Source organism: Streptomyces gamaensis, assembly GCF_042656465.1.
Classification (GTDB): domain Bacteria; phylum Actinomycetota; class Actinomycetes; order Streptomycetales; family Streptomycetaceae; genus Streptomyces; species Streptomyces gamaensis.
The window spans coordinates 1-12,074 of record NZ_JBHSPB010000013.1 but is presented as its reverse complement, the minus strand read 5'-3'; the positions used below and the strand labels follow the sequence as shown (position 1 = coordinate 12,074).

Below are 12,074 nucleotides of genomic sequence, written 5' to 3'. Positions count from 1 at the left end.
CGCCGGGAGGTCCGTCAGGGCCCGGCCCTGTTGTCACCCGCACGATGAACGAACACCGTACGGAAAAAGTGCCCGGAAAGCGCGCCGGGAAATGCACTCCGGACCGGTTTCCGCACGGACCGTAAAGGGCTCGCACCGCGCGGGCGGCGTCGCCCAGACTCCGTCCATGGAGCCCGTCACCCTCACCACCGGACGCCTGGTGCTGCGCCCGTTCTCCCGCGCAGACGCCGAGGCCGTGCGCGACGCCTGCCAGGACCCGGAGATCCCGCGCTGGACCGACGTGCCCTCGCCGTACTCGCTCGACGACGCGCTCGTCTTCATCGAACGGATCGCCAGGACGGGCTGGCGCACGGACACGCAGTACGACTTCGGTGTCTTCACCCGGGACGGTGGCGTCCTCGTCGGCGCGACGGGCCTGCCCCGGCTCGCCCTGGCCGCCCCCGACCGCCGGGCCGAGATCGGCTTCTGGACGGCCAGGGAGCAGCGCCGCCGCGGCTACACCGCCGAGGCCGCCCGCGAGGTCGCCCGCTGGGCCTTCACGGACCTGGGCGTGGAACGGCTGGAGTGGTACGCGCAGGTCGGCAACGAGGCCTCCCGCGCGACGGCCCTCAGGGCGGGCTTCCGGATGGAGGGCACGCTGCGCGCCCGCCTCCCGCACCGGGGCACGCGCCGCGACGCGTGGAGCGGCTCCCTGCTGCCCTCGGACCTGGGCCTGCCCTCGGCCACCCCGTACCTGCCCGCTCCCCGCGGCTGACACCGGCGGGGAGCGCGCCGGGGCCGTTGTCAGTGGCCGGCCCTAAGGTGCCGCCATGGTCATTCGCACGGCAACTGCCGTTCCGGGAAAGGGCCGTAAGGCCGGGGCCGGGCTCTCCGCCGACGAGGCGCGCCGCATCGCGCTGCGCGCCCAGGGACTGCTGGGCACCGCCGACCGGCGGGCGGGGGTGCCCGGCGTGCTGCGGCGGCTGGGCGCCGTCCAGTTGGACACGATCTCGGTGCTGGCGCGCTCGCACGAGCTGGTGCCGTACGCGCGGCTGGGCGCGGTCGGGCGGGGCGCGGTCGAGTCCGCGTACTGGACGGGCCGGTCCGGCAGCGCCGCGCCGCGCACTTTCGAGTACTGGTCGCATGCCGCGTGCGTGCTGCCCATCGAGGAGTGGCCGCTGTTCGCGTTCCGCCGGCGGGCCCGCCGCGCGCGGGGCCACCGCTGGCACGTGCTGGCCGACGCGGAGCGCGCCTGCGCGGCCGTCCGCGACCGGCTGCGCTCCGAGGGCCCGCTCACCGCGACGGAGCTGGGCGGCGCGCGGAACGGCGGGCCGTGGTGGGACTGGTCCGAGGCGAAGATCGCCGTGGAGTGGCTGCTGGACACCGGTGAGGTCGTCTGCACGGAACGGCGCGGTTGGAAGAGGGTGTACGACCTGGCGGAGCGGGCCGTCCCGCAGGAGCTGCACCACGACGGCCTGGACGACGCCGAGTGCGTGCGCCGCCTGGTCGCGCAGGCGGGGGCTGCCCTGGGGGTGGCGACGCGGGCGGACCTCGCCGACTACCACCGGCTCCGCGGCGAGCAGGTGGACGCCGCCCTGGAGGGCGCGGGCCTGGTGCCGGTGGAGGTGGCGGGCTGGGGGCGGCCGGCGTGGGCGGACCCGGCGGCGCTGGCCGCCGAGGACGCGGCGCGCTCCGCGCGGTGCCGTACGACGCTGCTGTCGCCCTTCGACTCACTGATCTGGGACCGGCCGCGCACGGAGCGGATATTCGGCTTCACGCACCGCCTGGAGGCCTATGTGCCCAGGGCCCGGCGCGTGCACGGGTATTTCGCGATGCCCCTGCTGACGGGCGGCCGGCTGGCGGGCCGGGTGGACCCGGCCCGTGAGGGACGCACGCTGGTGGCCCGGCAGCTCTCGCTGAGCGGTGCCGGAGCGGCGAAGGCGATGGCACGGGCGCTGCGGGAGGCGGCGGACTGGGTGGGCTGTGACTCGGTGCGCGTCGAGCGCTGCGACGACCCGAAGGCGGCGGCCGCACTGCGCGCGGAGCTGGCCTGAGCGGACGCCGGCGCCGGCGCCCGCGGTTCAGCGGATCTCCAGGATCTTCTCCCGCATCGCGTAGACCACCGCCTCCATCCTGGAGTGCAGCTGCAGCTTCTCCAGGATGTTGCGCACGTGGTTCTTCACCGTGTTCTCACTGATGAACAACTCCTTGGCGATGTCACGGTTGTTCATCCCGGTCGCGACGAGCTTGAGCACCTCCAGCTCGCGGTCGGTGAGCCGGGGCGCGGGCACCAGCCGCCGCTCGTCGGTGCGCTGGATCATGGACTTGAACTCGGTCAGCAGCTTCGAGGCCATCGAGGGGCTGATCTGCGACTGCCCGTCCGCGACGGCCCGGATCGCGGTGGCCACCTCGTCCGTGGAGATCTCCTTGAGGAGATAGCCGGTGGCGCCCGCCTTGATCGCGTCGTAGAGGTCGGCCTCCTCGTCACTGATCGTCAGCATGATGATCTTCGCGCTGGGGGCGACCTCCTTGATGGAGGTGCACGCCTCGATGCCCCCGCGCTTGGGCATGCGCACATCCATCAGCACGATGTCCGGCAGCAGGTCGGCGGCCTTCTCCACGGCCTCCGCGCCGTCGCCGGCCTCCCCCACGACCAGGATGTCCTCCTCCTGGGCCAGGACGATCTCCAGCCCCCGGCGGAAGAGCGCGTGGTCGTCCACGACCAGGACCCGGATCGGCTCCTCGCGCGCCGCTTCCCGCTCCGCGCAGGTGCCCTCGTCGTCGTCCTCACCGGGTACGAGCACGGGCCCGAACCTGTCCGCCATTGTTCCTCCCCTGAAGACCCCTGCTGTAGGCCCAGAGCCGCTCGCGGTTGCACCCTACTGCCGCCCCAACCGGTTCCGGCGGACCGGAGGTTGGCCGCGCGGCCATGATTTCATGCCGGGCGGACGGACGGCGCTCGTGCGGTCACGCGCCGGTGCCCCCCGGGAGCGCACCGGCGCTTCCGGGGGGCACCTTCACTCGTGGTCGCGCCGCGCGGGCGCGTGGCGCGGGCCCGTGCGGTTCAGCTGCCGAGCGCGCCCCCCACGCCTCCCGGCTCCGATTCGAAGAGCGGGTCCGCGTTGAGGTGGATCACGCCGTAGTCGTAGGCGTGCCGCCGGTAGACGACGCTGGGCAGTTTGGTCTCCGAGTCGACGAACAAATAGAAGTCGTGCCCGACCAACTCCATTTCGTACAGCGCCTGGTCGAGGCTCATGGGGGCCGCGGTGTGGGTCTTCTCCCTGACCACCAGGGGCCCTTCGCCCCTGACCTCCAGCGGTCCCATGCGGGTGACCGGCACCTGCTCCGTTTCCTGATGGGCTGTGAGTTCGCCGTTGGCGTTGAGTTCCGCCACACCTGGGAGGGTCATCGCGACCTCGCTCGCGGGAATTCGCCCATTGCCCCGGTGGCTGTGACGCTTCTCGTGCTGCTTGCGCAGCCGCGCTTCCAGTTTGGCGGTCGCCAGGTCCAGCGCGGCGTACGGATCGGTGGCCGCCGCCTCCGCCCGGATCACCGGTCCGCGCCCCCGCACGGTGATCTCCACTCGGTCGGATCGGTCGGCCTGCCTGGGGTTGGGCTCCTTGGACACCTCGACGTCGAGGCTGATCACCTTGCCGTCGAGCTTCTGGATCTTGTCCAGCTTCAGCTTCTCGGCCACGTGCTTGCGAAAGCGCTCGGGCACCTCGGTCTTGCGGCCTTTGACGACGATGTCCACGCAGAACTCCGTTCCCGGATCGCCCCGCCGAAGGTGCGGAGCGCATCCCTCTTGCATCAGACCCCGGGGGCACCCGGGGCCACCGACTGGGCGGTTTTCACCTCCTCCTCCCCCAAGGGCGAGATCTCCACCCCATCGACAATGCGATCGACTTCAAGCTTCGTCGAAAGCGCGCGAAACGCGCCATCCGGAGATACGAGGCATAGCCCCTGCCATTCCTCACAACCGAACATATCTCGCTCGGACGCCTGTCGGTAGCCCCTACCAGGGCGTACCTCCGTTCAGGTGTTTTCCTGCCGTTTCCCTCTGTAACGAGGGGCGTTACCCGTCAGTTCCGGTTGCGCACGGGGTCCGTCACGAAAGTCCTCGACACGGCCGCGACCACCGCCGCGCCCAGCACCGCGCCCCCGGCTCCGGTCACCGCCCGCGCGGCCTCCGTGAGCGACTCCCCCGTCGTCATCAGGTCGTCCACCAGCACCACCGGCCCCTCGCGCATCAGCAGTACCTCTCCCCCCTTGGATACCCCCAGGGCGCCCCGGACATTCGCCCGGCGCTGCCGGGCCCGCAGCTCCGCCTGGTCCGCCACGGCCCTGCGCTGCCGCAGGACGGCCGCGACCCGCACGGGCGGCCCCGAGGCCCGCACCCGGCGCGCGGCCGCCAGAGCGAGCCGGCGCACCGGATCGTGGCCCCGCGCGGCCACCGCGCGCCGCGCCGAGGGCACGGGCACCAGCAGCACCGCCCCGCCCGCACCCCCGGGCGCGCTCACCGGCCCGTACGCCCCGGTCACCGCCTGTACCGCCCCCGCCAGCGCCTCCCCCAGCGGCGCCGCCAGGGCGAGCGCACCGCGCTCCTTGTGCGCGAGCAGCACCTCGCGCACCGCCCCGTCGTACCCCGCGGCGGCGTGCACGGGCGGCAGCCCCTCGGGCACCGGGTCCGGCCACGCCCGCCGGGCCGGACGCCCGTACAGCACGGCGCGGCACTCCTCGCACAGCACAACTCGCGGCAGGCCGCAACCCGCGCAGTCCACCGGCAGCACCAGACCGGCGATCTCCCGCCACCATCCGCGCATGGCACGCCCCTACCCCGGATAGACGGGCGCCGACCCCTCCTTGGTCACCAGCTTCCAGCTGGTGTCCGGCAGCAGCCGGACGATGCCGCCGTCCCGCTCGGCGACCAGCGTCGGCGCCTTGGAGGTGCTCTCGGCGGCCGCGACCCCGCGCACCCCCGTGATGCCGGGCAGCGCCGAGCCGTTGGAGAGCGAGCCGTCGGTCTCGATGTACTGCAACTGCTGCAGCCCGCCCTTCTCGCTGCCCGCCACCAGCAACCGGCTGCCACCCGCCCACGACACGGCGTCGACCTGCTCCAACTTCGGCGCCACGGCCAGCAGTTCCTGCACCGACAGCGTCAACCGGCCATTGACCGGCCGCCGTTCGACACGGCCCAGCCGCAACACCGTACGCTCGTCCTTCGTCACCAGCAGCGCGATGCGCACCCCGTCCGCCGCGACACGCAGCCCGGTGATCCGCTCCCCGCGCGCCAGCTGCGGCACCGGCACCTCCTCGGGCGCGCCCGTACCGCCGGGCAGCCGCAGCAGCCGCGGGTGCTCCGGGTCCTGGTCGGCGACCCACAGATCGCCCAGCCCGTCCCAACTCGGCGTCGTCAGCCCCGCCTTGGCGCCGCCCCGGACCGTCAGCCGGGCCTCGCCGAGCGCCGCCCCGGGCTCCAGGCCGGCGACGAACAGGGACCGCCCGTCACTGGAGACACCGGCCGCGCGCCGCTCGGCCCGGTCCACCGCGACCGCCCGCAGCGGCGTCTGACCGTCCGCGCCGAACGGCCCGGGCACCCGCCGCGCCTCGTCCTCGCCCTCGCCGAGGCTGACGACGCGGTGCTGCGCGTCGACGAAGTACTGCCGGTCGGCGTGCCCGGCGATCTGCTCCGGCGCGTACGCGCGCGCCTGCTCCCGCCCCAGCGAGCACAGCCGCGCGCCGTCCTCCCGTTGCAGCGTCACCTCACTGACCTTCACCGACTGGTCCTGCACGGTGTACATCAGCTGCGCCGCCATCCGCCGGCACTGCTCCTGGCCCACACCCGCGGCCCGCTCGCCGCCCAGCCGCACCTTCAGCGCGTTGGAGTCGTCCAGCGCGAGCCGACGGTCCATCACCCGGGTTCCCGTGGGGAAGGCCGTCGCGGCGACCGGGTCGAGCCAGCCGGTCGGCCCGTCCAGCAGCGCGTTGACCGTGGCCGTCACCGGATCGATCCGCTTACGCAGATAGACCGGGTCGGCGACGAGCACGTCCCGTCCCCTGCCGGTGCCGCCCGAGCCCAGCTCCGCGAAGTAGTACTTGTTGACGGACCGGTAGATGCGCTGGAAGTCCGCGGAACCGAGCACCAGTTGGGACGGCAGCCGGTCGATGCGCCACTCGCCGTCCTCCCGCGCGATATGGATCTGCTCCTTGAAGTCGCTCTCGTCCGGCTTGTACGCGTGCCGGGCGTCGACCGTGGCGACCTGTCTGCCGGTGAGGGTGACGGTCACGGCCTCCTCCCGGTCGCCGCCGCGGTCCCCGGCACCACTGCGCTCCACACTCACATGCGGCGCCCCCGCCAGCACCGTGATCCCCCGCGAGGGGTTCCACTGCTGCTGCGCGCCCTTGGCGAGGTACATCCGGGCCGTCGCGTAGTCCGGGTCGTCACTGGTCGTCGCCTCCAGGAAGCCGGTCACCAGCTCCTCGGGCCGCTCACCCTTGTGCGGCGGCACCCCGTACACCCGCACCTGCGAGTCCACGTCCGCGCGCTGCGCGGAGTCCACCGGGACCACGTCCCCGTCGTCCGGCATCGAGGCACAGCCCGCCAGCACCGTGCCGCACAGCGCCAGCGCGGTGATACGGGGCGTGCGCCGCCGGTACCGGCGCGCGAGCCGACCCCTCACGGCGCTCACAGCCGCCCCTCGCGCCCGGCCGCGTCCCCGTCGGCCTCCCCAGGACGCCCTTGCCGCGCCACGACCCGCGCACCACCGCCCGGCAGCGCGGCCGGGTCCACGGCCGGCGGCGCACCGCGCTTCTGCGCGGGTACGGGCGCGGAGCCGCCCGGCGTCCGTACCGCCGACGGCAGCCCGGCCCCGGCCGGACCGCGGCCGCGCCGCGAATCCTCCGGCTCCAGCGGGATCGGCGAACCACGCAGCGTGTCCCCGGCCGTCCGCGGCAGCGTCAGCCGGAACTGCGAACCACCGCCCGGCTCACCCCACGCCTGCAGCCAGCCGCCGTGCAGCCGGGCGTCCTCCACCGCGATCGACAGCCCGAGACCCGTACCACCGGTGGTCCGGGCACGCGCCGGGTCCGCCCGCCAGAAACGGTTGAACACCCGTGTCGCCTCACCGGGTTTGAGCCCCACACCGTAGTCGCGCACCGCGACCGCGACCGCGTCCCCCACCGCCGCGAGCCGCACCACCACATCCCGGCCCTCACCGTGCTCGACGGCGTTGACCACAAGATTGCGCAGCACCCGCTCCACACGCCGGGCGTCCGCCTCCGCGACCACCGGCTCCTCCGCACCCCGCACCAGCAACCGGCTGCCCTTGCGCTCGGCGAGCGGCAACGCGCCCTCCACGACCCGGTGCACCACGTCCCGCAGATCGACCGGCTCCGCCTCCAGCGCCGCCGCACCCGCGTCGAAACGACTGATCTCCAACAGGTCGGACAGCAGCGACTCGAACCGGTCCACCTGCCCGAACAGCAGCTCCGCCGACCGCGCCGTCACCGGATCGAAGGAATCCCGTGCCTCGTGGATGACCTCCGCAGCCATCCGCACGGTCGTCAGCGGCGTCCGCAGCTCGTGCGAGACGTCCGAGACGAACCGACGCTGCATCCGCGACAACTGCTCCAACTGCTGGATCTTCACCTGCAAGTTCTGCGCCATCTTGTTGAAGGCCTCACCAAGGCGCGCGATGTCGTCCTCACCGGTGACCTTCATCCGCTCCTGCAGGATGCCCGCAGCGAGCCGCTCCGAGATCCACGCCGCCATCCGTACGGGCGTCACGATCTGCCGGACGACGAACCACACGATGGCCCCGAGGAGCACCACCATGAACACCCCGGCCGTCGCCAGCGTGCCGCGCACCAGCGCCAGCGTCTTCTCCTCCTGCGTGTACGGGAAGAGGTAGTACAGCTGGTAGGGATTGCCGCTGATGTCGTACATGCGCTTGCCGACGATCAGCGCCGGCTCGCCCTCGTCGGAGGCACTGTGCCGGATCGTGGCGGAGCGCTCCAGCGCCCCGGTCCGCAGATCGACCTGCCTGCGCAGGTCGGCGGGGATGCTGTGCTCCGGATCGATGTCACCGGAGGCACGCGGGCCCCGGCTGCCCACGGACGACTCACCACCGCCCGAGCCGATCGCCACGACGTGGTACACGCCCTGGCCACCACTGGACAACTGCTGCACGAGCGCCGTCAGCCAGGCCCCGGGATCGGTCCCCGCCCGGCCACCGGACTGCGCCGCGTCCTGCCCACGGGAGTCACCAGCCGTGTCGGCGGCCTCCCGCGCGGCCTTGAAACCGCCCTCGGCCTGACTCTGCGCGGCGTGCCGCTTGGCCTCCAGCAGACCGTTGCGCACCTGACCGACGACCACCACACCGAGGACGAGCAGCACCGCGACGGACATCAGCAGCGTTCCGGCGACCACCCGCAGCTGGATATTGCGCCGCCACAGCCGCATCGCGGGCAGCAGCGGCCGCCGCACCCAGCGCACGTACAGCCGCAGCAGCGGATGCACCGGCGCCGCACCGTCGGGCAGCAGCCGCCCCGCACGCCACAGCCGCCGCAGGACCGGTATCCCGCCCGCCGGCCCGACGGGCGGCGCCGCGCCGCGCTCCGGAGCGGCACCGCTGTCCCGCATGATCAGCTGGGCCCGGCCTTGTAGCCCACGCCGCGCACCGTCACCACGATCTCCGGGTGCTCCGGGTCCTTCTCGACCTTCGAACGCAGCCGCTGCACATGCACGTTGACCAGCCGCGTGTCCGCCGCGTGCCGGTAGCCCCACACCTGCTCCAGGAGCACCTCACGGGTGAAGACCTGCCACGGCTTGCGGGCCAGCGCGACGAGCAGATCGAACTCCAGCGGGGTCAGCGCTATCGCCTGGCCGTCGCGCTTGACCGAGTGCCCGGCGACATCGATGACCAGGTCGCCGATCGTCAGCTGCTCGGGAGCCGGCTCCTCGGAGCGGCGGAGCCGGGCCCGGATCCGGGCCACCAGCTCCTTGGGCTTGAACGGCTTGACGATGTAGTCGTCCGCCCCCGACTCCAGCCCGACGACCACGTCGACCGTGTCGCTCTTCGCCGTCAGCATCACGACCGGCACCCCGGACTCGGCGCGGATGAGGCGGCACACCTCGATGCCGTCACGCCCGGGCAGCATCAGATCGAGCAGCACAAGGTCCGGCTTGACCTCGCGAAAAGCGGCAAGTGCCTTGTCGCCATCGGCTACGAACGACGGCTCGAAACCCTCGCCGCGCAGCACGATGCCGAGCATTTCGGCCAGTGCGGTGTCGTCGTCGACGACAAGGACGCGTCCCTTCATATCGACATCATCCCATTTTCGCATCCGGTCCATAGCGCCGGGTGACCCAGCTCACCGGGGACCCCGGACATCCTGCCCGGCTCCCCGCCCCGGCGGGGCACACAGCTCGGCGAGCCCTGCCCCGGTCACCGGCGAGACGACCCCGTTCTCCGTGACGATCGCGGTCACCAGTTCCGGCGGTGTGACATCGAACGCGGGGTTGTACGCCTGGGTGCCCAGCGGAGCCACCGGCACCCCGGTCGCCGCCCCGGCCCCCGCCTCCGGTATCGCCGGGGCCGCGAAGTCCGTCACCTCGTGACCCGGCCGCTGCTCGACCTCTATCGCCGCTCCGTCGGGGGTGGCCAGGTCCACGGTCGAGGCCGGGGCCACCACGATGAAGGGCACGTGGTGGTAGCGGGCGAGCACGGCCAGCGGATAGCTGCCGACCTTGTTCGCCACCGACCCGTCCGCCGCGATCCGGTCCGCGCCGATGAGCACCGCGTCGACCTCCCCGGAGGCGAACAGCGAACCGGCCGCATTGTCGGTGAGGAGCGTGTACGCCATCCCCGCCCGGGCCGCCTCGTACGCGGTCAGCCGGGCCCCCTGCAACAGCGGCCGCGTCTCGTCCACCCACAGCCGCCTCAGCTCTCCCTTGTCGTGGGCGGCCCCCACCACCGCGAACGCGGTGCCCCGGCCGCCGGAGACCAGACCACCGGTGTTGCAGTGGGTCAGCAGCCGGTAGCCGCCGCCGGGCAGCAGCTCCTCCAGCAGCGCCAGCCCGTGCCGCGCCATACTCGCGCTGGCCCGCGCGTCCTCCCGGTGCAGGGCCCGGGCCTCGGCGAGCGCGGCGGCAGCGGCCTGCCGGGCGTCCGCCTCCCCGCTCATCGCGTCGCGGTACGCGCGCTGGGCGCGCCGCACCCCGTAGGCCAGGTTGACGGCCGTCGGGCGCGCACGGGCCAGGAGTTCGGCGGACTCGTCCACGTCGAAGCCCCGTGCCGCCGCCAGGGCCACTCCGTAGGCCCCGGCCATACCGAGCAGCGGCGCTCCCCGCACGGCGAGTGTGCGTATCGCGTCCACCAGCGCGGGCACGTCCGTGCACACGAGCTCGACCTCCTGGGCGGGAAGCCGCCGCTGGTCCAGGAGCACCAGCACCGGCCCCTCGGGCCGCTCCTCCCACCGCAGCGAGTCGACGGCCGCGGGTCCGGGGGACTCCGCGCGATCCACGTCGTGATCAGCCATCCGTCCAGTCTGCCGCGCACGGCCCCGGGTTTGAAGGTCTTCTTCGCCTCCTCCCTCGTACGAGAGCCCGCCGGCCCGGCGCTCTCCGCAGGTCCGGCGGGCCCGCTGGGGTTCGCGTACGCGTGACACGATGGCCGGTATCGCTCGCCGCCGCCCCGGCGACCGGGCACCGAGAAGGAGCTAGGAGAGCATGAACGACACTCCGGGCCGGACCCCGCCCGGGCCCTCTTCCGACGAGCAGCAGCCGTCTGCCCCCGAGCAGTCCACCGGCCGGGACGAGGCCGTGCGCTCCTCGCAGTGGGCACAGCAGCAGCCGCCCGGGGGCCACTGGTCCACGCAGCCCACGGCCCCTCCGCCACCCCGTCAACGGGCCCGCGCCGACAGCGGCCCCCGGCAGCCCCGGGGCGGCCAGGGCCGGCCGGCCCCGCAGCCCGCGCCCCGCCCGGGGGTGATCCCGCTGCGGCCGCTGGGCGCCGGAGAAATCGTGGAGGGCGCGTTCCGTGCCGCACGTGCCCACTGGCGTACGGCCTTCGGTGTCTCCCTGGCCGTGGCCGTCGGCACCCAGGGTCTGGCGACAGCGGCCCAGGGCCTGTGGTTCCGGGACGCCCCGGGGCTGGAGTCCCTGCAGAACAGCAACCCGGACCCGGGGGAGATAGGCAGCGCCATGGCGGCCCTGGGCGTCACGGCACTGATCGGTCTCGTGGGCTCGATCGTCGCGACCGCGATGCTGACGGTCGTCGTGAGCCGCGCGGTTCTGGGCAGGCCCATCACCATGGCCGAGGCCTGGCGGGACGCGAGGCCCCAGCTGGGGCGGATGTGCGGGCTGCTGCTGCTCGTTCCGGCCCTCATCGCGGGGATCCTCGCGGTCGGCCTGGGCTGCGGGCTGCTCGCCACAGCGGCGGGCGCGGGCTCGGCGGGCGCCGCCCTGACCGCTCTCGGTGGCCTCGCGGCGCTCGCGGGCGGCGTGTGGCTGTGGATCCGCTACAGTCTCGCGGCGCCGGCCCTGATGCTGGAGAAGCAGGGTGTGGTCGCGTCGATGAAGCGTTCCGCGAAGCTGGTCCGGGGCGCGTGGGGCCGGGTCTTCGGGATCCAGCTGCTGACGGTCCTCATGACGTTCGTGGTCTCCTCGATCGTGCAGCTGCCCTTCACCCTCGGCCAGCTCCTCATCGCGGTGAACGGCTCTTCCGGCGACGCCTTCGGCTGGCCGACGCTCATCACCATCGGCATCGCCGCGACCATCAGCTCTGCTCTCACTCTCCCCGTGACCGCGGGCGTGACGGCGCTGCTGTACGTGGACCAGCGCATCCGGCGTGAATCCCTCGACGTGGAACTCGCACGCGCGGCGGGCGAGTAATCCACTGCTGACTGCCCTGAGTCTGTGGTTCTCCGGGGAATCCTGGAGAACCACAGACCCGGCTCGGAGCAGGCGCCGGAAACAGGTTCCGGAAATGCGAGAAAGCCCCGCCAGGAACCTCACGGCTCCCAACGGGGCTTTCCCCAACAATAGCTCGGCGGCGTCCTACTCTCCCACACGGTCCCCCATGCAGTACCATCGG

The 12,074-nt window shown here is 73.2% G+C and carries 10 protein-coding genes; 3 read left to right on the top strand and 7 right to left on the bottom strand.

Features of this window, described 5'->3' with window-relative positions:
* Positions 1-166: 166 nt before the first annotated feature.
* Together ACFP1Z_RS21150 and ACFP1Z_RS21145 are read left to right on the top strand one after the other, a co-directional pair.
* On the top strand, positions 167-754 hold the full coding sequence (locus ACFP1Z_RS21150) for a GNAT family N-acetyltransferase (protein ID WP_390318325.1): 588 nt from the start codon (positions 167-169) through the stop codon (positions 752-754).
* A 55-nt stretch (positions 755-809) separates the two neighbouring features.
* Positions 810-2,033: a winged helix-turn-helix domain-containing protein gene (locus tag ACFP1Z_RS21145; RefSeq protein ID WP_390318324.1), complete on the top strand. Its 1,224-nt coding sequence runs from the start codon at positions 810-812 to the stop codon at positions 2,031-2,033.
* A gap of 27 nt (positions 2,034-2,060) precedes the next feature.
* Here ACFP1Z_RS21145 and ACFP1Z_RS21140 read toward each other — a convergent pair whose 3' ends face one another.
* The 7 genes from ACFP1Z_RS21140 to mtnA form a co-directional block, all read right to left on the bottom strand.
* Positions 2,061-2,804 (bottom strand): response regulator, encoded by a 744-nt coding sequence (locus ACFP1Z_RS21140; protein WP_390318322.1) that lies wholly within the window; start codon positions 2,802-2,804, stop codon positions 2,061-2,063.
* A gap of 239 nt (positions 2,805-3,043) precedes the next feature.
* Positions 3,044-3,733, bottom strand: coding sequence for a ribosome hibernation-promoting factor, HPF/YfiA family (gene hpf / locus ACFP1Z_RS21135; protein WP_390318320.1), 690 nt, complete (start codon positions 3,731-3,733; stop codon positions 3,044-3,046).
* 328 nt (positions 3,734-4,061) lie between these two features.
* Positions 4,062-4,802, bottom strand: a complete 741-nt coding sequence (locus ACFP1Z_RS21130) for a ComF family protein (RefSeq protein WP_390318319.1) — start codon at positions 4,800-4,802, stop codon at positions 4,062-4,064.
* A gap of 9 nt (positions 4,803-4,811) precedes the next feature.
* Positions 4,812-6,668, bottom strand: a complete 1,857-nt coding sequence (locus ACFP1Z_RS21125) for an LpqB family beta-propeller domain-containing protein (protein WP_390318317.1) — start codon at positions 6,666-6,668, stop codon at positions 4,812-4,814.
* Complete coding sequence (mtrB, locus tag ACFP1Z_RS21120; protein ID WP_390318315.1) at positions 6,665-8,620, bottom strand: MtrAB system histidine kinase MtrB; 1,956 nt, start codon at positions 8,618-8,620, stop codon at positions 6,665-6,667. The genes ACFP1Z_RS21125 and mtrB overlap by 4 nt, the downstream gene beginning before the upstream one ends.
* Positions 8,621-8,622: 2 nt before the next feature.
* Positions 8,623-9,300 carry a two-component system response regulator MtrA gene (mtrA, locus tag ACFP1Z_RS21115; RefSeq protein WP_390318313.1) on the bottom strand — a complete coding sequence of 226 codons (678 nt, stop codon included), beginning with the start codon at positions 9,298-9,300 and terminating at the stop codon, positions 8,623-8,625.
* Positions 9,301-9,351: 51 nt separating this feature from the next.
* Positions 9,352-10,518, bottom strand: a complete 1,167-nt coding sequence (gene mtnA / locus ACFP1Z_RS21110; protein WP_390318311.1) for an S-methyl-5-thioribose-1-phosphate isomerase — start codon at positions 10,516-10,518, stop codon at positions 9,352-9,354.
* A 190-nt stretch (positions 10,519-10,708) separates the two neighbouring features.
* Here mtnA and ACFP1Z_RS21105 point away from each other — a divergent pair, with 190 nt between their 5' ends.
* Positions 10,709-11,872, top strand: a complete 1,164-nt coding sequence (locus ACFP1Z_RS21105) for a DUF7544 domain-containing protein (RefSeq protein ID WP_390318309.1) — start codon at positions 10,709-10,711, stop codon at positions 11,870-11,872.
* Positions 11,873-12,074: the final 202 nt, after the last annotated feature.